Source organism: Thalassobaculum fulvum, assembly GCF_014652915.1.
Lineage (GTDB): Bacteria > Pseudomonadota > Alphaproteobacteria > Thalassobaculales > Thalassobaculaceae > Thalassobaculum_A > Thalassobaculum_A fulvum.
Genome location: NZ_BMZS01000002.1, coordinates 69,056 through 87,178 on the forward strand (window position 1 = coordinate 69,056; position 18,123 = coordinate 87,178).

An 18,123-nucleotide genomic window follows, 5' to 3' on the forward strand; every position below is an offset into this window, starting at 1 on the left:
CACGCGCGCGCTTTTCCGGATTTCGTGGAGGACGGCGATGCGCACGCACGCCATGGAGCGCAACGCGCTGGTCGCGGGTGCGGCCGCCATGGGCCTGGTGGTCCTGGTGTCGAACATCACGGTCGGCTACCCGATCAACGACTGGCTGACCTGGGGCGCCTTCGCCTACCCGCTGACCTTCCTGGTCACCGACCTGACCAACCGCATCCTGGGTGCCGCCTCGGCCCGCCGCGTCGTCTATGTCGGCTTCGCGGTCGGCGTGCTGCTGTCGGTGATCTTCGCCAGCCCGCGCATCGGCATCGCCTCGGGCGCGGCGTTCCTGGTCGCCCAGCTGCTCGACATCTGGATCTTCGACCGGCTGCGCCGGCAGGCCTGGTGGAAGGCGCCGGCGGTGTCGTCGCTGATCGCTTCGGCCCTCGACACCGCGGTGTTCTTCACCGCCGCCTTCGCCTTGACCGGTGAACCCTGGGTCACCTGGGCGCTCGGCGACTACGCTGCCAAGCTGGCGATGGCCGCGGTGCTGCTGGCGCCGTTCCGCGCCGTGCTGTCGGCCCTGCCGGCCGAATGGCGGCAGCCGGAGAGCAGTCGCGCCTGATGCGCGTCGACTTGTTCGACTACCACCTGCCGGAGGAGCGCATCGCCCGGTTCCCGGCGCGGCCGCGCGACAGCGCCCGGCTGCTGGACCTGACCGGCGACGGGCTGGCCGACCGGACAGTCGCCGACCTGCCGGACCTGTTGCGGCCGGGCGATCTGCTGCTCGCCAACGACACACGGGTGATCCCGGCCCGGCTGACCGGCCGGCGCGGCGAGGCCCGCGTCGAGGTGACCCTGCACAAGCGCGAGGGCGAACAGGTCTGGCGGGCCTTCGCCCGGCCGGCCAAGAAGCTGCGCCCCGGCGACCGCATCGTGTTCGCCGATGACCTGGCCGCGGACGTCGACGCCAAGGGCGAAGGCGGCGAGGTGACACTGCACTTCGACCGGGCCGGCCCCGACCTGATGGCCGCGTTGGAAGCGCACGGCAGCATGCCGCTGCCGCCCTACATCAAGCGCGGCACCGACGAGGCCGAGGACGACGCCCACGACTACCAGACCGTGTTCGCGGCCCGCGACGGCGCGGTCGCCGCCCCGACCGCCGGCCTGCACTTCACGCCCGATCTGCTGGACCGGATCGCCGCCCGCGGCGTGCGCCGCGCGCTGGTCACGCTGCATGTCGGCGCCGGCACCTTCCTGCCGGTCAAGGTCGAGGACACCGATGACCACGTGATGCACAGCGAGTGGGGGGAAATCTCGGCCGAAACCGCCGCCGCGATCGCCGAGACCCGCGCCGCCGGCGGCCGGATCGTCGCGACCGGCACCACCACCCTGCGCATCCTCGAGGCAGCCGCGCGCGACGACGGCACGGTGCCGGCCTGGTCGGGCGAGACCTCGCTGTTCATCACACCCTGCTACCGGTTCAAGGCGGTCGACGTGCTGCTGACCAACTTCCACCTGCCGCGCTCGACCCTGCTGATGCTGGTCTCCGCCTTCGCCGGGCGCGAGCGCATCCTGGCGGCCTACGACCACGCCATCCGGAGCGGCTACCGGTTCTTCTCGTACGGCGACGCCTGCCTACTGGCCCGGGAGAAACCATGACCATCGGCTTCGAGCTGCTCGCGACCGACGGCGCCGCCCGGCGCGGCCGCATCGCGCTGGCGCACGGCACCGTCGAGACCCCGGCCTTCATGCCGGTCGGCACGGCGGCGACGGTGAAGGCGATGCGCCCGGAATCGGTCGCCGAGACCGGCGCCGAGATCCTGCTCGGCAACACCTATCACCTGATGCTGCGGCCGACCGCCGAGCGCATCGCCGAGCTCGGCGGGCTGCACAGGTTCATGAACTGGCCGAAGCCGATCCTGACGGATTCCGGCGGGTTCCAGGTGATGTCGCTGGCCGGCCGCCGGAAGATCGACGCCGAGGGCGTGACCTTCCAGAGCCACATCGACGGCAGCCGGCACCGGCTCACGCCGGCCCGATCGATCGAGATCCAGCACCTGCTGGGATCCGACGTCACCATGGCGTTCGACGAATGCACGCCGTTCCCGGCCGACCACCGGACCGCCGCCGAGAGCATGCGGCTGTCGATGCGCTGGGCCGCGGACTCGCGCGCCGCGTTCCGGGACCGGCCCGGCTACGCCCTCTTCGGCATCGTGCAGGGCAGCGTCTACGACGACCTGCGCCGGGAGTCGGCGGCGGCGCTGACCGGGATCGGCTTCGACGGCTATGCGATCGGCGGACTGGCGGTCGGCGAAGGCCAGGCCGAGATGCTCCGGGTGCTCGACGTGACGGCGCCGCTGCTGCCGGGCGACCGGCCGCGCTACCTGATGGGTGTGGGCAAGCCGGCCGACCTGGTGGGCGCGGTGCGCCGCGGCGTCGACATGTTCGACTGCGTGCTGCCGACCCGGTCGGGGCGCACCGGCCAGGCGCTGACCCGGCGTGGCCCGGTCAACGTCCGCAACGCCCGGCACGCCGCCGATCCGCGCCCGCTCGACCCGGAATGCGGCTGCCCGGCCTGCACCGGCTACAGCCGGGCCTACCTGCATCACCTGTCCAAGGCCGAGGAGATCCTCGGGCCGATGCTGCTGACCTGGCACAATCTGCACTACTATCAAGAACTGATGGCGGGGCTGCGGGAGGCGATCGCCAAGGGCGAGCTGGACGCGTTCGCCGCCCGGTTCGAGGCGGAACAGGCGGCCGGCGACCTGCCGCCGCTGTAGCGGAATCTCCGGATTGGCGGGCTGCCTCCGGTACCGCAGGATTTCATCGTGGCGCGTGCCGGATGGAGGATCGATGTCGGAGAGCCCCGGAGTGGACGGCAAGTTCCGGTTGACCCGGACCTACCGCCTGCTCGTCCGCGGGACCAACATCAATGCGACGTCGCTGCTGGCCACCGACTACCTGAACCACTTCAACGAGGTGGTGATGATCCTCGAGATGGTCCCGGACATGCCGGAGATCATCGAAGAGGCGCTGGAGTGGAAACCCGCATCCTACGTCGAGCACTTCGCCGCCAGCGTGTTCTCGGACAAGGAGCTGGCGATCTGGGCCTACAAGAACGCGCCGAAGGAATACATCGACTCGTTCGAGGAACTGGTCGCCGCGCTCGACAGCCTGATCCAGCGGGCGATCACGGAGCTGAGCCAGCTCGTCGAAACCGCCGGCGAGGACGAGCTCCGCGCCAAGGTCGGGGAGCACATGAAGGGCATCCGGGAATTGCAGGAGCGGATCGGCGGCGTGATCAACGGCACGGTCTTCCGCCTCGACCAGAAGCAGATCGACCTGCTGTTCTCGCCGTGACCGCCGAACTCGCAGACCGCATCAGGGCCGAGGCCCGGGCCCTGGGCTTCGATGCCGTCGGCATCGCGCCGGCCGCCGTCGGCGCGCGCGAGCAGGCGCGGCTGGGCGCCTTCGTGGCGGCCGGCGAGTTCGGCGAGATGGCCTGGATGGCCGAGACCCTGGAGCGCCGCCGCGACCCCCGGGTGCTGTGGCCCGAAGCCCGCAGCGTGATCGTGTGCTCCGCCAACTACGGGCCGGACCACGACCCGCTCGGCGACCTGGCGCACCGCGACCGCGGCGCGATCGCGGTATACGCCCGCAACAAGGACTATCACGACCTGCTGAAGAAGCGCCTGAAGCGGCTGGCCCGGTGGATGCACCAGGACCTCGACGCCGGGGTGAAGGTGTTCGTCGACACGGCGCCGGTGCTGGAGAAGCCGCTGGCGGCGCGCGCCGGGATCGGCTGGCAGGGCAAGCACACCAACCTGGTCAGCCGCGAGTTCGGCTCCTGGCTGTTCCTCGGCGAGGTGTTCACCACCCTGGACCTGACGGCCGACACGCCGGAGGTCGACCACTGCGGCTCCTGCCGGCGCTGCCTCGACGTCTGCCCGACCGCCGCGTTTCCGACCCCGTACACCCTCGATGCCCGGCGCTGCATCAGCTACCTGACCATCGAGCACACGGGCCCGATCCCGGCCGAGTTCCGCGAGCCGATCGGCAACCGCATCTACGGCTGCGATGACTGCCTGGCGGTCTGTCCGTGGAACAAGTTCGCCGCCGCGACCCGGGAGGCGGCGTTCGTCGCCCGCGACGACCTCACCCTGCCGCTGCTGGCCGAGCTGGCGTCGCTCGACGACGCGGCGTTCCGGACCCGGTTCGCCGGCTCGCCGATCAAGCGCACCGGACGCGACCGGTTCGTGCGCAACGTCCTGATCGCGCTCGGCAACTCCGAAGGCAGTTCGGCCGTTCCGGTCGTGCAACGGCTGCTGGGCGACACGAGCCCGCTGGTGCGCGGCATGGCGGTCTGGGCGCTGGCCCGGTTGGCGCCTGATGCCTTGCGCCGGCAGGCCCACCTCGCCGATACAGAGCACGACGACCACGTCCGCGCCGAGTGGCGGGCAGCACTGGCCGCCCCCGTGGGAGACGACCGATGACCGACGAGACCATCTACCGCAGTCTGACCCAGCTCGGCGGCGACACCCGCCTGCCGGCGTCGCCCGAGGAAGCGGTGCTGGAGAAGGTGCCGAACCCGCATCCCGGCACCGACTATCTGGTGCGGTTCACCGCCCCGGAGTTCACCTCGCTGTGCCCGGTGACCGGCCAGCCGGACTTCGCGTTCCTGATGATCGACTACGTCCCGGCCGACTGGCTGGTCGAGAGCAAGTCGCTGAAGCTCTACCTCGGCTCGTTCCGCAACCACGGCGCCTTCCACGAGGGCTGCACGGTGGCGATCGCCAAGAAGCTTGAGGAACTGCTGGACCCGAAATGGCTGCGGATCGGCGGCTATTGGTACCCGCGCGGCGGCATGCCGATCGACGTATTCTACCAATCCGGCGAGCCGCCGAAGGGCCTGTGGATCCCGCCGCAGGACGTACCGATCTACCGCGGGCGGCCGTAACGCCGCGGATCACCCGCCGGTGATGCTCCAGCGGCCCCGCACCATCTGCGCGTTGACGGTCAGGCTCTGAAACCGGATCTTCGGCGTGAATGCGCTGCCGCCGCCGGCGATCACCCTGATCGAGTCGAAGAAGGTTTCGGACCGAAAACGCTCCTGCTCGTCCCAATAGGAAAGCTGCCCCAGGATGGGCCCGGGCAGGTCGGCAATCGAGTCCGCCTCGACCTGGATGACGAAGGGCTGCGAGCCGCCGAGGATCGACGATACCCGCGGCGCCTCGGGTCCGAACTTGAAGGGCCAGGCAATGACGTCAAACCAGCCGGACGACATGGCGTTCTCCCGGCTTTGCTGTGTAGCCCGCAGCATGCTGTTTCTGGCGACGACCGCGTGTGCGCTGCCGGCCTGGGGCTGGAGCGATCCCTGCGAACCGAAGGAAGTCCGGCTCCTGTGCGGCAAGGAGCCGATCAACACGGCGGTCTGCGAGGCGCTGCAGGCCGACCCGGGCGGGCCGCAGGCCGTCGACAAGCTCCGCGCCGCGGCAGTGTCGGCCCGTGCCGAGTTCGCGCTGGGCACGCGTCTCGACGCCAGCCGGCTGGTCGCCTGCCGGCTGATCGAGCTGGCGGCGCCGGCCGACGCCGCCGACGTCCTGCGGGCTTCGCTGGATGCCGTCCTGGCAACCGTCGCCAGAACCGAGCGCGACGAGGGCATCCTGAGCGCCGTGGTGGACACCGCTTTGCTTCAGGCGAAAGCCGGTTTCGATCTCGATTTCGGCTGGACTCTTTCCGAGTTCGAGCGCGTGGCCGCCGCCTACGGCGAGCCCGAGAACTTGGTGCTGGCCCGCGGGCTGTTCGGCAAGGGCCTGGCGGCCCTCGGCCGCGACGACCTTGCGCGCGACCAGTTCCAGCGAGCCCTACCGGTCGCTCTCGCCCTGCCGGAGCGCGACGGCGACCGCGGCCCCCGGCTCGGCAACCTGCAGACCCTGGTGCAGATGGAGGCCGAGGCCGGCCTGTGGGACCTCGCGACCGCAGCCCTTCCGCCCCTGCTCGCCGCAGCGGCCGTGATCGACGACCTGCCTGCCACCGATCGCGAGCGGCAGGGCATGCACCGCTCGATCGCGGCGCTGCGCGACGCAGTCGAGCGCCGCGAGTGGCCGCCCCGCTGATCGCCCATCGCTCTGGACCGCTCCGCCCGCGCCCGTCAGGATGCTCGAAACCTCGGGCGGCCGTCCGGACCGCCCGTCTCGACGGAGGAAGCGATGGGCGACTTGGCGGCGGGCGTGGTCGCGGCCGACACGGTGACGCGGCCGACCGAGGCCTGGACGGGCGCGGTCCTGGTGGCCGGCTCGCACGGCGGGGTCTATGCCGCCTACTGCGCGGTCAAGGCCGGGGTGCGCGGGGTGATCCTGAACGACGCCGGGCGCGGCAAGGACGATGCCGGAATCGGCGGCGGCGCGTACTGCGACGGGCTCGGCATCCCCTACGCGGCGATCGACACCATGTCGGCCCGCATCGGCAACGGCGACGACATGATCGCCCGCGGGATCATCTCGGTCGCGAACCGGGCCGCCCAGGTGCTCGGCGTCCGCGCCGGCATGCCGTGCGCCGAGGCCGCCGCCGCGATGACCCGGGCGACGCTGTCCGACAAGCCGGTCCCGGCCTACGAGGAGGCCCGGGCCGAGCTGCCCGCGGGCCCGAGCGGCCGGCGCATCGTACTGGTCGACTCGATCTCGCTGGTCGGCCCGTCCGACGTCGGCCAGGTCGTGGTCTCCGGCTCGCACGGCGGCATCCTCGGCAACGAGAAGGCGGCGGCCATGAAGATCGACGGCTACGCGGCGTTCTTCAACGACGCCGGTGGCGGCGCCGAAGACGGCGGGTTCTCGCGCCTGCCGGCCCTGGACGAGCGCGGCATCGCCGCCGGCACGGTCGCCGCCATGAGCGCTCGGATCGGCGACGCCCGGTCGAGCTACGAGGACGGCGTGCTGAGCCGGGTGAACGACACCGCGCGCCGGCTCGGCGGGACCGAAGGCATGGCGCTCAAGACGTTCTGCCAGATGCTGATCGCGTGAGGAGGACAGGATGAAGCTCGCAACCTTCACCGAGGGCGGCCGGACCCGCATCGGCGTGGTCGAGGACGCCCGGATCGCCGACGTGACGGCCGCCGATCCCTCGCTGCCGGCCGACATGACCGCCTTCCTGAAGCTCGGGACAGCCGGCCGCGCGGCCCTGGAGCGGGCGCTGACTTCGGCCCCGCGCCGGCCGCTGGCCGAGGTCCGGCTGGAGGCGCCGGTACCGCATCCCGGCAAGTTCCTGGCGGTCGGCCTGAACTTCGCCGACCACATCAAGGAGCTCGGCGCAGCGACACCGCGGTTCCCGTCGACCTTCGCCAAGATGGAGAGCTGCATCGCCGGCCCGTACGACCCGGTGCACCGGCCGCGCGTCTCCGACAGCCTCGACTACGAGGGCGAGCTCGGCCTGGTGATCGGCAGGCGCTGCCGCCATGTCCCGAGGGAGCGGGCGCTGGAGGTGGTGGCCGGCTACGTCGTGGTGAACGACCTGACGGTCCGCGAGTGGGTCGAGCTGACGCCGCAGGTGGTGATCCCCAAGAGCTTCGACACCCACGGCCCGTTCGGCCCCTGGCTCACCACCGCCGACGAGGTCCCGGACCCGCAGGCCCTGGCGATCAGGACCTCGGTGAACGGCGAGATCCGTCAGAACTCCTCGACCGCCGAGATGATCTTCGGCTGCGCCGACCTGATCGCGCTGCTGAGCCAGGGCCTGACCCTGGAGCCCGGCGACGTGATCACCACCGGCACCCCGCCGGGCGTCGGCGAAGGCTTCACGCCCAAGCGCTACCTGCGGCCGGGCGACGTGGTGCGGGTCGAGATCGACGGCCTCGGCCACATCGAGAACCGCGTCGTCGCCGAGCCCGACGACACCGCCTTCATCGACGGCTGACGCCACCCACCACCCTTCCACGGGAGACGACCATGGGACTGCTCGGGACCGGCATGCTGATCACCTTCACCGAGGTGGCGCCCGAGGACGAGCTGGACTTCAACGAGTGGTACAACCGCGAGCACATCGACGAGCGGGTGTTCATGCCCGGCTTCAAGCGCGCCCGCCGCTACGTCGCCGCCGATTCCGCCACCCGGGTGAAGTACTTCGCGACCTACGAGACCGACACTGTGCGCGACCTGTGCGCCCCGGCGTACATGAAGCTGCTGGGCGACCAGTCGGACTGGTCGAAGCGGGTGATGGCCCGGTTCACGCATTTCGACCGACTGACCCTGACCTGCACCGTCGACCTCGCCCACGGCATCTCCGGCGCCGCCGGCCTGGCCCGGTTCTTCCCGCCGGAGGAGTGCAAGCAGGACCTGCGGGCCGCCATGCGCGACGAGATCCTGCCGCAGCTGGCCGGCCGGCCGGGCATGCACGGCGCCTCGCTGCTGGAGAACGACCTGGCGGTGGTGGCGGAGGGACTGAAGGCACAGGGCAAGGACGTGCCGGCCGACATGCGGCAGGAATGGGTGGTGATCCTGGACGGCAGCAGCCCGTCGATCGTCGGGGCCGCCCTCGACGCCGGTTTCGGCGACGACCGGCTGGACGGCCACGGCGTGCCCTCCTCGGCGATCGACCTCGGGCGCTACGCGCTGGTGTTCGGCAATCACCGCTGAGCGGGCGGGGGTGTCGACGGGCCGGCGAGGCGTGTCAGCGCGGCGTCACGCACCGCCACCACGACGTCGAACACCGGCGCGATGACCGCCCCGATCACGGCGGCGACCTCGGCCGGCATCGGCACCTCCGGGACCGACGCGTTCCACACCCAGGCCACCAGCACGCCGGAGCCGACCGACGCGCCGGTCACCGACAGGCGTGGCGCGACCGCCGTCATGGCCGGTCCTCCGGGCACCGGACGACCGCGACGCCGCCGGTGAGTTCGGCCCGGACCGCCCGCTTGGCCTCGGCGGTCGTCTGGGTGCAGTATGTCTCGCTGGCGGCAGCCAGGGCCGCCTGGGCGCCGAGCACGACGGCGGCCGCCGGCACGCCGGCGCAGGCGCCGAGCAGGAGCAGGCAGGACACGGCGACGGCACAGGCCGCCGCCCGAAGCGGGCGGGTCATGGGATCCTCCGGGGTTCCAGGGAACGGTACGGCTAGAGTCGCGGCAGGTTGAGCAGGGCCACGAGACCACCGAGGACCGACAGCGCGATGGTGCAGAGCACGCCGAGAATGAACGCCTCGACCCGCCCGACCCGGCGCTCGAGTTCGGCAACGCGATGACGGATCAGGGCACGGTCGGCGCTGCTGTCGGGGCGTGCCGCAGGGACGGGGATGGCGAAGTCCTTCATGGTGGGCTACTCCGGACCAAGGCCTTGGCTTCGCTGACGACACTAAATGGACAATAAATTTTCCAACTTAGATTGAGCAAAACGATTTCGAATACCAGGACCCGGCAAATTAAATCGCTCTTGTCGAGATGAGTACAGTAAATCATGAAGAGAACCCAAGAAATGAAACATATGAAAAAAACGATTATACACCTCGGAGCACATAAAACTGGAACAACTTTGATTCAAAACTGGATGGCGCAGAACAGTGCGACTCTCTCAAAAAATGGAATAGGTGTAAGTAGAAATATTGATTTGGCAGGTGGCGACTTCGAACAATTCTGTTTTGAACTTTCTAAGCCCAGAAATCGTACAATCTCGATTGATGCCGCGAGAACTGACATCAGACGAGTCCGGAACAATATTGGATGTCCTGATTCTCACATCATATCAAAAGAAAATATACTAGGGGAAGCAGGGCGGCTATACATTAATTCAGACAATACTCTTTTTCACCTCAATAAAATATTTAACTACGATAATACAATGGTTATATTCTACATACGACGGATTGATGAATTCATAGAAAGTCATGTGTTGCAGCAATACGCTCATGGTAATGAAATACCAATTGAGGATGTTTTAGAGAGCATTGGAAACAGAACTTGGGCAGATGTTGTTGAGTCCATAGAACGACATTTCCATGGACGATTTTGTCTAGAATTCTATGAAAGAATAAAACATGGCATTGCGCCGTTTCTTAAGAGGTTCTGCGGCGCATGCAACATCGAACCTGACATAGTAGAGAATACAGAAATCCCAACGGTCGAGGACCAGAATCGGAGCATATCAGATACGGGAATTACTATTCTGAAGAGGATCTGGACACACACCGATGTGCCCAATAGACCTGCGGTTTTTAAAGAGATTCAGAAGATTCATCATACAGGCGTCGAGAATCGACCCACACTACTAAACGCAGAACAACGGAATACAATACTTACGAGACATAAAGAGTCTCACGATTTTCTTGTCAAAAATTATGCCAATGATGATGATTTTATCATAAATAAATATAAAATATAGCCTACAGTCACACGATATTGAACCCCCATCCGGATCCAAAACCGACAGGAACCTCGTATGAGAACGGAGCATTGCCAAAATTCCCAAACAGACAATCCCCAGTCACCTTTAACGTAGAGCGAATGCTCCAGTCTGTTGCTATGGGAGCGACAACCCCTTCAAAGGATGGATTTACACCTGACGCGGGGTCGCCCGCACCGAACCACACACCATTGAGGCCAAACCAAATATTTGCTTTTGCTAAACCACCTTCAACATACGCGTGAATTGCCAGCTGTACAATATCTCCAGCTGTCGCTATACTACCGAAAACAGATTCAACTCCTGCATTTTCCTTGTATCCATCCAACCGCCAAGCGTAGGCATACGCCATATCACCCAACTCGCCAGTAACGGCTTGGTCGGTGTCCGCAAATCCGATAGCCACACCCGACGCCGACCCCACAATACTGGTCACGCCAATTTCAATGTATCGTTTCCCGTTGTCAAAACTGCCGCCGGGGGTCGCAGACGTCCCGTATGCCGTTCCCGCCGTCGGTCCTGTGACTTCGGCAGTCAGATTTCCATTGGACAGCGCGATGTTTGCGTCGGTCCCTGCCGGGTTCCACGTCGCATAAACCGGCGCCGGCAACTGGATGGTGTTCGCGCGCGGGTGGCCCAGGAAGCTCGGCATGGTCAGATCTCCTCGGGAGTGTAGTCCTGCAGCACGATCCGGTCGGGATCGCACTGGATCATCAGGTCGACGGTCTGCCCGGCCGCCAGCGCCGGCCAATCGATCGGCACGCCCTGCCAGAGCACGGCCCCGGCGCGGGTGGCGCCGAGATGCTGAAAGCCCTGGTAGGAAGCCCCGGTCCCCAGCGTGCCGCCGCCGAACAGCACCGACTCGCCGGCAGCGGGGAAGGCCTCGTCGCCGGCCGCGTCGAGCAGGTTGACGGAGATCGTGAGGTCGACGCCGGCAACCGCGACGTCGACCGCGATCCAGGCCAGGTACCAGTCCGCCTCGACCCTTCGCAGCCCGTTCGCGAGAACCGTCCCGGCGTTGAGGTCGGCGGTCGAGAGAACCGTTCCGGCTGCCAGGTCGAGATCCATGGAACCGCCGTGCGCGTAGGTGTCCACGACCAGGCGGAACCGCGCGCGGTGACCGGTACCGGCCTTGAACAGGGTCGACGCCACGTAGTCGTAGGGGGCGACCGCCGCCGGCGGGCGGCGGGCCGAGAGATAGTGCGTGGTGCTCCCCGACCCGCTCGCCGTCAGCGTCCAGCCGGCCCCGGCCGGGCTCGTCACGTCCCGGACCGCCGTCACCCCGCCGGAAGACCAGCCGGTGTCGAGCAGGGCGATCGACAGCTCGTTGCCGTTGGTCAGGCGCGAGGCCGGCAGGACCGTCACGTTCCAGCCGCCGGCACCGCCGATCGTGGCGCGGATCCTGTGCGCATGCTCGTGCCCCGGGGTGTCGGCGCCGGCGACCAGGAAGGTGGTGTCGCCGACCACGGTGCAGACCAGGGTCGTGGGGTCGGAGGCCCGGACGATCACCTCGCCCGAGACCTCGCCGAGATAGCCGACCTTCGACTGGCCGGCCGTCGCGAAGCTGGCGACCCCGCCGACGGTCAGGTCGCCCGCGAAGCTGCCGGCCGCGGCGCCGAGGATCGACCGGCCGTCGGCGTCGAGATCGGCGCCCAGCGCCGGCGCCGGATCGAGGACGAGGCTGGTGCCGCCGCTCGGCCGGGTGACGACCCAGTCGGCCGCCGCGGCACCGGCGGCGAACAGCACGTCGAGGCTGAGCGCGGTCCCGGTGAAGCCGGCGACCGCGGCGACCATCACCCGGGACGGATCGGCGGCGCTGGCCACCCGGACCAGCATGCCGGGCGACAGCCCGACCGCGGCGGCGTCCTGGTGGGTGGTCAGCACCGCCGGGCCGACCGCCGGGGTCAGCATGGTCGCCGAGGTCGCGGCGAGGCCCTTCAGGAACGCCGCCTCGCGCGCGAAGGCGGCGAGGATCGCCGGAAAGCCGGTCTCCTCGTCGGCATAGGCGATGCCGGCGACGTTGGCGTCGGTGAAGGTCTCACCGGCGAGCGTCACGCTCCAGGACATGGATCGGGCCTCCGTGGCGGCTGGGATGGTGGGCGGTCAGAGCAGTTCGTCGACCGTGAAGGTCTTGGCGAAACGCCCGGGCGTCGGGTTGGCGATCGGGGCGGTCTCGGCCAGGACGCCGTAGACCGTGTGACGGTGGCGGTGCTGGAGGTCGTCCGGGTCGACCATCACCATCAGGTCGCCGCCGACGCCCTTCAGGCGCTCGAGCTCGTAGGCTTGGCCGAACACCTCGTCGCGCTCCAGATAGTCGAAGGCGAACCGCAGGCGGCGGAACTTCGGCTGCACGTCGACATAGCTCTGGCCGCCGCGCGAGCGCACGGTCCGGCTGTCGTCGACCTGCTCGATCGACCAGCCGTACTGCAGATTCACGCGCGGCTGCCAGGCCGGGCCGGCGACCAGCCGTCCGGCCTGCAGATAGCCGTCGGGGTGCCCGGGATCGGCGAGCTCCAGGCGCAGGTAGCGGGCGATCGCCGGCACCGGCAGAACGTGGATCGCGGCGATTCCGTAGGTCGCCGCCTCCTCGGCCGACAACCGGCCGCCCCAGTGGAACTCGCCCCACACCCCGACGCCGAACGGGGTCACCGCCGGCCAGATCGCGGTCCAGCCGGAATCGTGGATCGGCTCCGCGAACGCCGGGTCTGCCGCCAGCCGCAGGCGCCAGCGGCCGGCCTGGGTCAGGTTGTGACGGACCAGCGCCACGAACCGCACCGGCCGGGCGCCGCCGAAGTCCAGGTCGGCGACGGTGTCGTCGGGCGTCGACGTCAGGGTCCTGGCCACCCGGCTCGGCTGCCGGTCGGCGAGATTGGCCGCCGGCAGCTCGGCGGTCCAGGCGCCGCCCGAGAAGACCGCTTGGTCGGCGTGGTTCCGGTAGGCGATCAGCAAGGTGCCCATGCGCGCGTCATCCCCACAGGTCCAGGGTCACTTCGTTCACCGCCGCGTCCTCGACCATGCCGACCACCAGCAGGTTGCGGCCGGCAGCCAGGCCGTAGCGCGGGTAGCGGATGCGGACCGTGCGGCCGAGGTCGAGCGCGAAGGGCTGGGTCTTCAGCTTCAGGCGGAAGGCGTCGCGGTCGGCCCCGAACAGCGCCAGCCGGCGGGCCGCCTCGGCCGCGGCGTCGGCCGCCAAGGCCAGCGCGGTGTCGCGTACCGCCTCCTCGGCGAGCAGGTGCCGGACCCTGATCGCCGGATCCTCGGCGCTGGCGTAGCGCAGGCTCTCGGCCAGGTCGGCGCGGGTCTCGTCGCCGACCGCCCCGGCCACCGCGTCGGAATCCAGGGTCCGCCAGTAGCGGGCGAAGCCGAGCTTCTGCCGCCACACCGGGCGGGCCACCGCTACGCGTTCGATCTCCAGGATCTGCACGGCGTCGAACTCAGCGTGGGCGCTCGCAGCCGGCGCCGACACCCGGCCGACCGTGAGCCGACCGGCACGGTCGAAGCCGTAGTGCCCGCCGACCGCGTCGACCAGCGCGTCCAGCAGCTCGACCAGCGGGGTCTCGTCGGCGACGAACAGGCCGACCGGGGCCGGCGCCGCCGCGTCGAGGGCGGCGAAGGCGGCGGTGTCGAGGCCGGCCGGGTCGGCGAACCCGGCGCGGGCCGTCGCGATCCGCCGGACCAGCGCGGCGGCGGTCTCGACATAGCCGCCGGCGGCGTCGCCGCGCACGTCGGCTGTCACCGTCCCCGCCGGCGAGGCCCCGAGGGTGAAGCAGCCGGTCGCCGGATCGCTGGCGAACTGCCCGGCCGCCGGCGGGCCGGCGACCTTGGTCAGCGCCAGGCCACGGTCGTACACCGCGTCGACGTCGGCAATCGGCCCGTCGTGGACCTGGTATAGCAGGGCAGCCGGGTCGACCAGCACCGCCGGCACCCGCAGCACCCGGCCGAAGCTCAGCGGTCGCGGCCGGCCGGTCAGACCCTCGCGGCCCTCGCTGCCGCCGGTTCCGGCATAGCTGGCGCGCGCCACCTCGGCCTCGAACCGGGCCTGCAGGTCGCGCAGCCGCAGGGTCAGAAGCAGGTCGTCGAACTCGACCTGCTCGGCGGTACCGTCGAACACCAGCCCGTAGTCGGCGAGCCCGAAGCCGTCGCCGCCGAGCCAGACACGGACCCGCCGGCCGTCCCAGGCCAGGGCCGCCAGCCCGTCGAGCCCGCCGTCGGCGTTGTTGAGGGTGAGCGCCCCGAACCCCGGCACCGACCGGCCCTCCAGCCGGCCGCCCGAGAACAGCTGGCGCTCGAAGTTCAGGGCCGTCACCAGCCGCGGCTCGTACCAGGCGTTCGGCGGATCGTCGCCCGGCCGGGTCACGAAGCCCTGGTCGCTGAACCGCAAGGTCCGCGTCGCCCCGGTCGCCGGGTCGAACGGCTCGACCACCACCAGATAGCGCCGGCCGGCATACGGATCGGTCAGCAGGTCGTCGAACCGGCTCATGCGATGCTCCTGTATCCGGCCAATGTCTCAACTGCGGCGCGGCGGCCGGGTCCCGGCTCCGCCGCGCTACTCCCGCGCCGGTCCGGGATGAGGTCAGAGAGAAACGCGCTTCCCAACTCTCCTCATCCCGGCCGGAGCGGCACGGCCGCGGAGAGCCGGGACCCATGGGGCGAAGAGAACTCACGCCGCCCGGCCGGCCGCCAGGCGCTCCAGCGACCGGCGCAGGGTCGCGTTCTCGCTGCGCAGGCCGGCAAGGTCGGCCCGCAGCCGTCGGGTCTCCGCCACCAGGGTCTCGATGCCGGCGGTGCGGCGGGCGGCCCCGGGGTCGGCTTCCGCCGTCCCCCGGTCGTTCGCCGGCGCCGTCACGGTCACCGGGATCGAGCGGCCGTCCGGCAGCGGCACGAACGCCTCGGGCATCCGGCCCTCGCCGAACAGGGCGAGCTGCGGCCGATGCGCGATGCCGCCGGACGCATAGCGGTGCAGCTCCAGCGGCCCGCCGGCGGTCATCACCCCGCCGTCGGCGAAGTTGATGGCCGAGGCGATGGCGTCGACCAGGGCGTTGATGTCCGGCGCCAGGCCGGCCCGGAACGCGCTGAACCCACCGCTGCCGAAGTCGCCGGCATAGCCGGTCAGGCGGGCGATGATGCGGTTGCGGGTCGGCTTGTATCCGAAATCGGCGTTCGGATTCGGCAGGTCTCCGGTTTCTCCGGTCAGGGCCCGGCGCAGCTCCTTCAGCTCCTCGAGCTGGGCCTCGGCGACCTGGAGCTGGCGGTCGGCGACGTCGCCGGTGTCGCGCAGCGCGCTGTCGACCTGCCGGAACACCCGGGCGTAGTCCTCGTTGCTGGCGTAGAAGTCGCGCGCCAGCTTGAGATACGCCTCGCTGGCGTCCGGCAGCTCGGCCTGGGCCTGCTGGTCGCCGGCCAGGGACCGTGACGCCAGGTCCTCGAACCGCAGTCGTGCCTGCTCCAGCTGCTCGGCCGGCGACAGGATCGACAGCGAGGCGTCGAGCGCCAGCCGCCGCCTGGTGTCGGCGATCGCCTCGACCACGGCCTCGGCGCTGCGCTTCACCTCCTCCTGCTCGCGGACCTGCTCGTCCAGCTCCTTGGTGGCGAGCCGGGTGACGTCGGCCAGCGTCACCTGGGCGGCAATGTTGTCGTTGGCCGCCGAGGTCTGCAGGTCGATGGCGCGGCTCAGGGCATCGCTGACGATCGCGTTGTCGGCGAACTCGGTGCCCAGCGCCTGCAGCGCCGCCACCGAGACGGTCCCGGCCGAGACCAGGGTCTCGACCTGCCGCCCCAGCAGCTGGTCCAGGCCGGAGACGTCGGCGCCGAGCGCCTCGCCCTCGGCCCGCCTGGTGTCGTAGGCGTCGACCAGGGCACCGACCTGGTCGACCACGCCGAGCCCCTGGGCACCGCGCAGGTCGCGGGCCAGGTCGTCCTCGTAGGCCTGACGCAGCCGGTCGCGGGCGGCGTCCTTGCCCTGCTCGATCAGCTCGGCCGCCTCCTCGGCCGAGTAGCCGGCCTCGCGCAGCGCCTCGCTGAGCCCGTCGAGCCGGGCCTCGGCCTCGGCGAGCTGAAGGGCGTAGCCGGTCAGCGGCTTGGTGTCGGAGACCGCATCCCCGAGGCCGAGCAGCGCCCGGACGTAGTGCTCGACGGCGGCACGGGCGGCGTCCAGCCGCTCGGCGGCCGCCGCGTCGTCGTCGACGGTGATCTGGTCGGCCGGCCCGGGCCCGGTCGTCGTCGCCGGCTCCTCGTAGCCGACCACCGAACCCTCGTCGGTGATCGGCCGGCGATAACCCGGGTCGTCGAGCGGAACGCGGCGGCCCTCGTCGTAGGTGAACGCCGGGTCCGCCGGCTCAGCGGCCGCGGCGTCGCCGAATTCCGGGTCGACCGCATCGTTCAGCGGCGCGAACAGCCGGGTCGCGCGGTCCAGGAACGCCCGGATGGTCTCGGCGTCCCGCGCTCCCTGCTCCTCCGCCTTGTCGCGCAGGTCCAGGCGCTGCAGCGCCGCCGGGTCGCCGGCGGCATTCAGGCGTTCCACGGTCCGGCCGAAATCGCGCAGGAACGCGATGTCGGCGAGGCCCTCGTCGAGGCCGGTGAAGTCGGCCGCGGTCGCCCGGCGCAGGCCGACCGTCAGGGTGGTGGCGTCGTACGCGTCGACGCCCCGGGCGGCCCCGGTCTCGAAGGCCCGCAGCAGGCCGGTCTGGACCGCCCGCAGGACCGCCTCCTCGGGGTCCTCGATGCCGGAGAACACCGCACCGGTCTGGAAGTCGGCGCCGCGGGTCGCGTCGATTCCGGCGAAGAAGCCCTTCGGCAGGATCGACTTGCGGCCGCTGGAGTAGCCGATGGCGGTCAGGTCGGCGAGGTCGGACACGGTCGCGCCCAGGCGGTCGAACACGTCCTGCAGAGTCGTGACGACCCGGTCGCCGAGCCGGGCGATCTGGTCCAGCGGAGCGTCGTCGAGCGCGAACGGGTCGCTGGCCACGCTGCCGCCCGACACGCCGATGCCGGCCTTGGCGAACGGATAGTCCTTGTCCTCGAAGAAGCTCGCGACCAGCGGCAGGGCGGCCGCGATCACGTTCGCCCCCGGGATCGGCAGCAGCGGCGCGATGGCGCCGGCGGCCGATCCGAGCAGGCCGACGAGCCCGCCACCGCCACCGAACAGCGAACCCAGCAGACCGCCGACGCCGCCGCCCGACCCACCGAGCAGCGGCCCCAGCAGTCCGACCACCTGGCCGAGCAGCCCGCCGACCGATCCGCCGCCGCCGCCGAACACCTTGGCGATCGCCTGCAGGATCGGCGAGAAGTCGAAACCGGTCAGCCGGCCGAGCAGGTCGGCGATCAGCGGGCTCAGGGTCCGGAACAGCTCGTCGAAGCGCAGCTTGCCGTCCTTCACGACCCGCTCGAACAGCGCCCGGAAGGTATCGGCCAGCTTGCCGCCGAAGCCCTCCCAGACGTCCCGGGCCTTGTCCGCCGCCTTCTCCTGCTCGTCGGCGGCGGCACCGATCAGGTCGCCCTGCTCGCGGTAGACCTGGTTGCTGTCGCCGATCAGTTTCAGGCGCTGGCGCTCCAGCTCGACGGCGTCGTCGAGCAGGCCGGTGCCGGTGTTCTGCGCGGCCGAGTTCGCACCGGTTCCGGCCACCAGCCGGCGGAACGCCCCCTCGGCGGCCGCCACCGCCTCGACCAGCCGGTCGAAGCCGGCCACGGCCGAGTTCAGCGTCGTCGCGGTCAACGTAATGTCCATGACGGCTCTCCGAAGGTTGGGGGTGGCGAGTGTGTGGGTCCC

20 protein-coding genes are annotated in these 18,123 nt (G+C 69.9%); 11 read left to right on the plus strand and 9 right to left on the minus strand.

The genetic code is table 11. The features are described from left to right. Nucleotides 1-37 precede the first annotated feature (37 nt). From IE246_RS03370 to queF, 6 genes are all read left to right on the plus strand, one after another. Complete coding sequence (locus tag IE246_RS03370) at nucleotides 38-595, plus strand: queuosine precursor transporter (protein WP_189987533.1); 558 nt, start codon at nucleotides 38-40, stop codon at nucleotides 593-595. Continuing rightward, complete coding sequence (gene queA, locus IE246_RS03375) at nucleotides 595-1,632, plus strand: tRNA preQ1(34) S-adenosylmethionine ribosyltransferase-isomerase QueA (RefSeq protein ID WP_189987534.1); 1,038 nt, start codon at nucleotides 595-597, stop codon at nucleotides 1,630-1,632. The genes IE246_RS03370 and queA overlap by 1 nt, the downstream gene beginning before the upstream one ends. Then, entirely contained in the window at nucleotides 1,629-2,753 is a 1,125-nt protein-coding gene (tgt, locus tag IE246_RS03380; RefSeq protein ID WP_189987535.1) for a tRNA guanosine(34) transglycosylase Tgt, read from the plus strand. The genes queA and tgt overlap by 4 nt, the downstream gene beginning before the upstream one ends. Nucleotides 2,754-2,844: 91 nt before the next feature. Then, nucleotides 2,845-3,333, plus strand: coding sequence for a hypothetical protein (locus IE246_RS03385; RefSeq protein WP_189987536.1), 489 nt, complete (start codon nucleotides 2,845-2,847; stop codon nucleotides 3,331-3,333). Continuing rightward, a complete protein-coding gene (queG, locus tag IE246_RS03390) occupies nucleotides 3,330-4,466 on the plus strand; it encodes a tRNA epoxyqueuosine(34) reductase QueG (protein WP_189987537.1) in 1,137 nt (378 codons plus the stop codon). Before IE246_RS03385 ends, queG begins: the two co-directional genes overlap by 4 nt. Further along, a complete protein-coding gene (gene queF, locus IE246_RS03395) occupies nucleotides 4,463-4,930 on the plus strand; it encodes a preQ(1) synthase (protein ID WP_189987538.1) in 468 nt (155 codons plus the stop codon). Before queG ends, queF begins: the two co-directional genes overlap by 4 nt. Nucleotides 4,931-4,939: 9 nt before the next feature. Here the strand turns inward: queF and IE246_RS03400 are convergent, their stop codons facing one another. Further along, nucleotides 4,940-5,257 (minus strand): hypothetical protein, encoded by a 318-nt coding sequence (locus IE246_RS03400; RefSeq protein WP_189987539.1) that lies wholly within the window; start codon nucleotides 5,255-5,257, stop codon nucleotides 4,940-4,942. A 34-nt stretch (nucleotides 5,258-5,291) separates the two neighbouring features. Between IE246_RS03400 and IE246_RS03405 the strand changes: the two genes are divergently transcribed. The 4 genes from IE246_RS03405 to IE246_RS03420 all read left to right on the plus strand — a co-directional run bounded on the left by IE246_RS03405 (nucleotide 5,292) and on the right by IE246_RS03420 (nucleotide 8,600). Further along, on the plus strand, nucleotides 5,292-6,089 hold the full coding sequence (locus tag IE246_RS03405) for a hypothetical protein (RefSeq protein WP_189987540.1): 798 nt from the start codon (nucleotides 5,292-5,294) through the stop codon (nucleotides 6,087-6,089). A 93-nt stretch (nucleotides 6,090-6,182) separates the two neighbouring features. Next, a complete protein-coding gene (locus IE246_RS03410; protein WP_189987541.1) occupies nucleotides 6,183-6,992 on the plus strand; it encodes a hypothetical protein in 810 nt (269 codons plus the stop codon). 10 nt (nucleotides 6,993-7,002) lie between these two features. Continuing rightward, a complete protein-coding gene (locus IE246_RS03415) occupies nucleotides 7,003-7,881 on the plus strand; it encodes a fumarylacetoacetate hydrolase family protein (RefSeq protein WP_189987542.1) in 879 nt (292 codons plus the stop codon). Nucleotides 7,882-7,913: 32 nt separating this feature from the next. Further along, on the plus strand, nucleotides 7,914-8,600 hold the full coding sequence (locus IE246_RS03420; RefSeq protein ID WP_189987543.1) for a DUF4286 family protein: 687 nt from the start codon (nucleotides 7,914-7,916) through the stop codon (nucleotides 8,598-8,600). Here the strand turns inward: IE246_RS03420 and IE246_RS03425 are convergent. Genes IE246_RS03425 through IE246_RS03435 form a run of 3 tightly spaced genes read right to left on the minus strand, consistent with a single transcriptional unit; the run spans nucleotide 8,591 to nucleotide 9,272 of the window. Next, nucleotides 8,591-8,818: a hypothetical protein gene (locus tag IE246_RS03425; RefSeq protein WP_189987544.1), complete on the minus strand. Its 228-nt coding sequence runs from the start codon at nucleotides 8,816-8,818 to the stop codon at nucleotides 8,591-8,593. The two genes, IE246_RS03420 and IE246_RS03425, sit on opposite strands and share 10 nt — an antisense overlap. Then, the gene (locus tag IE246_RS03430; RefSeq protein WP_189987545.1) at nucleotides 8,815-9,045 is read right to left on the minus strand and encodes a hypothetical protein; all 231 of its coding nucleotides are present in this window, start codon (nucleotides 9,043-9,045) and stop codon (nucleotides 8,815-8,817) included. Before IE246_RS03430 ends, IE246_RS03425 begins: the two co-directional genes overlap by 4 nt. Nucleotides 9,046-9,077: 32 nt before the next feature. Next, nucleotides 9,078-9,272: a hypothetical protein gene (locus tag IE246_RS03435; RefSeq protein WP_189987546.1), complete on the minus strand. Its 195-nt coding sequence runs from the start codon at nucleotides 9,270-9,272 to the stop codon at nucleotides 9,078-9,080. A gap of 144 nt (nucleotides 9,273-9,416) precedes the next feature. On the opposite strand from IE246_RS03435, the gene IE246_RS03440 reads away from it, so the two are divergent. After that, nucleotides 9,417-10,337 (plus strand): hypothetical protein, encoded by a 921-nt coding sequence (locus tag IE246_RS03440; RefSeq protein ID WP_189987547.1) that lies wholly within the window; start codon nucleotides 9,417-9,419, stop codon nucleotides 10,335-10,337. A 7-nt stretch (nucleotides 10,338-10,344) separates the two neighbouring features. Here IE246_RS03440 and IE246_RS03445 read toward each other — a convergent pair whose 3' ends face one another. The 5 genes from IE246_RS03445 to IE246_RS03465 form a co-directional block, all read right to left on the minus strand. Further along, complete coding sequence (locus IE246_RS03445) at nucleotides 10,345-11,010, minus strand: SPRY domain-containing protein (protein ID WP_189987548.1); 666 nt, start codon at nucleotides 11,008-11,010, stop codon at nucleotides 10,345-10,347. 2 nt (nucleotides 11,011-11,012) lie between these two features. Then, nucleotides 11,013-12,425, minus strand: a complete 1,413-nt coding sequence (locus IE246_RS03450) for a hypothetical protein (RefSeq protein WP_189987549.1) — start codon at nucleotides 12,423-12,425, stop codon at nucleotides 11,013-11,015. A gap of 36 nt (nucleotides 12,426-12,461) precedes the next feature. After that, nucleotides 12,462-13,316: a hypothetical protein gene (locus tag IE246_RS03455; RefSeq protein WP_189987550.1), complete on the minus strand. Its 855-nt coding sequence runs from the start codon at nucleotides 13,314-13,316 to the stop codon at nucleotides 12,462-12,464. 7 nt (nucleotides 13,317-13,323) lie between these two features. Next, on the minus strand, nucleotides 13,324-14,838 hold the full coding sequence (locus IE246_RS03460; RefSeq protein ID WP_189987551.1) for a hypothetical protein: 1,515 nt from the start codon (nucleotides 14,836-14,838) through the stop codon (nucleotides 13,324-13,326). A 180-nt stretch (nucleotides 14,839-15,018) separates the two neighbouring features. Continuing rightward, nucleotides 15,019-18,081: a hypothetical protein gene (locus tag IE246_RS03465; protein WP_189988123.1), complete on the minus strand. Its 3,063-nt coding sequence runs from the start codon at nucleotides 18,079-18,081 to the stop codon at nucleotides 15,019-15,021. Between the last annotated feature and the right edge of the window lie 42 nt (nucleotides 18,082-18,123).

What these genes read in the sequence shown, in the direction of transcription:
- IE246_RS03370 (WP_189987533.1), top strand. Translation starts at nt 38, where the DNA reads ATGCGCACGCACGCCATGGAGCGCAACGCGCTGGTCGCGGGTGCGGCC.
- queA (WP_189987534.1), top strand. Translation starts at nt 595, where the DNA reads ATGCGCGTCGACTTGTTCGACTACCACCTGCCGGAGGAGCGCATCGCC.
- tgt (WP_189987535.1), top strand. Translation starts at nt 1,629, where the DNA reads ATGACCATCGGCTTCGAGCTGCTCGCGACCGACGGCGCCGCCCGGCGC.
- queF (WP_189987538.1), top strand. Translation starts at nt 4,463, where the DNA reads ATGACCGACGAGACCATCTACCGCAGTCTGACCCAGCTCGGCGGCGAC.
- IE246_RS03400 (WP_189987539.1), bottom strand. Translation starts at nt 5,257, where the DNA reads ATGTCGTCCGGCTGGTTTGACGTCATTGCCTGGCCCTTCAAGTTCGGA.
- IE246_RS03405 (WP_189987540.1), top strand. Translation starts at nt 5,292, where the DNA reads ATGCTGTTTCTGGCGACGACCGCGTGTGCGCTGCCGGCCTGGGGCTGG.
- IE246_RS03410 (WP_189987541.1), top strand. Translation starts at nt 6,183, where the DNA reads ATGGGCGACTTGGCGGCGGGCGTGGTCGCGGCCGACACGGTGACGCGG.
- IE246_RS03415 (WP_189987542.1), top strand. Translation starts at nt 7,003, where the DNA reads ATGAAGCTCGCAACCTTCACCGAGGGCGGCCGGACCCGCATCGGCGTG.
- IE246_RS03420 (WP_189987543.1), top strand. Translation starts at nt 7,914, where the DNA reads ATGGGACTGCTCGGGACCGGCATGCTGATCACCTTCACCGAGGTGGCG.
- IE246_RS03425 (WP_189987544.1), bottom strand. Translation starts at nt 8,818, where the DNA reads ATGACGGCGGTCGCGCCACGCCTGTCGGTGACCGGCGCGTCGGTCGGC.
- IE246_RS03430 (WP_189987545.1), bottom strand. Translation starts at nt 9,045, where the DNA reads ATGACCCGCCCGCTTCGGGCGGCGGCCTGTGCCGTCGCCGTGTCCTGC.
- IE246_RS03435 (WP_189987546.1), bottom strand. Translation starts at nt 9,272, where the DNA reads ATGAAGGACTTCGCCATCCCCGTCCCTGCGGCACGCCCCGACAGCAGC.
- IE246_RS03440 (WP_189987547.1), top strand. Translation starts at nt 9,417, where the DNA reads ATGAAGAGAACCCAAGAAATGAAACATATGAAAAAAACGATTATACAC.
- IE246_RS03445 (WP_189987548.1), bottom strand. Translation starts at nt 11,010, where the DNA reads ATGCCGAGCTTCCTGGGCCACCCGCGCGCGAACACCATCCAGTTGCCG.
- IE246_RS03450 (WP_189987549.1), bottom strand. Translation starts at nt 12,425, where the DNA reads ATGTCCTGGAGCGTGACGCTCGCCGGTGAGACCTTCACCGACGCCAAC.
- IE246_RS03455 (WP_189987550.1), bottom strand. Translation starts at nt 13,316, where the DNA reads ATGGGCACCTTGCTGATCGCCTACCGGAACCACGCCGACCAAGCGGTC.
- IE246_RS03460 (WP_189987551.1), bottom strand. Translation starts at nt 14,838, where the DNA reads ATGAGCCGGTTCGACGACCTGCTGACCGATCCGTATGCCGGCCGGCGC.
- IE246_RS03465 (WP_189988123.1), bottom strand. Translation starts at nt 18,081, where the DNA reads ATGGACATTACGTTGACCGCGACGACGCTGAACTCGGCCGTGGCCGGC.